The sequence below is a fragment of the Microbacterium sp. SCPM-O-B-15248 (M128) genome, assembly GCF_058214835.1.
Window position 1 is genome coordinate 1 of sequence record NZ_JBYQLI010000019.1, and the last position, 1,568, is coordinate 1,568.

Below are 1,568 nucleotides of genomic sequence, written 5' to 3' on the forward strand. Positions count from 1 at the left end.
GCGGACGTTCGGGACACCGGGGTTGCGTTCATCGACGGCCTCCCTTGACGAGTCGACGACCGGCCGCGACACCCGCGCGCGCTCCTCGTAGCACGGCGCGTGCTCCGCGACCGACCGGGTGCATGACGGGATCGAGTCGTCGCACCACGTTCGAGTGGTTCGTCTTCATGTACATGCGGAAGAACGCGACGGCTCCACCGATACCCCACCACCCGGCGCGGTGGAGGAACTGGATCTGGTCGACCGGGTAACCCGGAAGGTTGACCGCGAGCTGATCGATCTTGTACTCGATCGACAGATGCGTCAGGCTCGCGTGCTCGGCGGTCAGGACCGTGCGGGCGTGGAGTCCCTCCTCGCCGGCGGCCGCGGTCACGAGACGCTCGAGCACCCGTCGAATGTCCGGCACCCGCTTGTGCGAGGTGTCGCGGAAATCGTCGTACGTCCACGCCTTCGACAGCAACGGGCGCAGACCCTCGGGTCGACCGATCCACATTCCGCCCAGGGGTGCGAGCGGCGTGACCCCGTCCAGCGGCACGCGGATGCCGAGATCCTCGGCCACGTCGTGTCCACGGCCGCGATACCACGACCATCCTTCACCCGTGATGGCGTAGCCGGTCTGGATCGGCGGAGGAAGCACCACCCCCAGGCCGGGTTCACGCACGAACAGAGCGAGCACGTTGGCCACGTACTCGGGGCTCGCGAGCAGGTTGTCGCGCATGTAGCGCCGGAAGTAGTCGGAGACCGACCGCCCCCGTCGCGCGGGCACGCGGTCGTGCAGCTTGACGAACACGTCGTACTCGCCGCTCTCGAGTTCCGCCCGGCAGCCGATCAGGAAGGCACTCATGTCTCGTCCGTTCTCGGACGGGATGACGCGGACCTCTCCCATCCGGACGCGATCGCCCTGTGCGTCGAGAAGTTCACGGAGTCCGGGCGCGATCGTGGCGTCGGAGGTCGTGATCACGGCGTCGACGGGTCCCGGGAACCACGAGAGCCGATCGACCAGACCCGCTGTCGACGCAAGGCCTGTGGCGTGGATCACGACGAGGACCCGCAGGCCCGTCGGATCCTCGGATGCCACCACCGCCGTGCGTGGCAGGACATCGAGCATTGCCAGGTTCGTGTTGACGACTTTGGCGGGAACGGTGCGCGCGAGGTTGTCGAGGATCAACGCCACGGGATATCCGTGCGCGTCGACGTCGTCGATGATGGCGCGACCGATGACGGCGTGACGGTCCAGGAACGGCGGCCAGTGGAAGAAGGGACGACGCTTCAGAAGCGGACACCCGTCGCGCATCAACAGCGTCGGATTGAACAGCGCCGGGTGGTCGGTCGGGTAGTCATCGGATGCGAAGGCGACCGCGGGGCGGAATCCATTGCGCACGAACGTCTCGGTGAAGACCGTCTCATGCTTGAGGACGGCATCGAAGTACGACGGCATCTCGGGGAGGTCGCGCCAGTACCGCGCCCAACGCTCCGAGGTGAACATCGAACGGCGCACCGCGATCCAGAACGACTGCAGGTGATACGGGAGAACTCCTTTGCCCGTGAACGGGTTGGGGACCTCGCGC

Annotated in this window: 1 protein-coding gene; it reads right to left on the reverse strand. The window is 66.8% G+C overall.

The window, feature by feature from the left end; translation table 11 throughout:
• Nucleotides 1-28: 28 nt before the first annotated feature.
• On the reverse strand, nt 29-1,568 hold a 1,540-nt coding region (locus tag AC3E6M_RS17035; RefSeq protein ID WP_490530607.1), incomplete at its 5' end, for a rhamnan synthesis F family protein.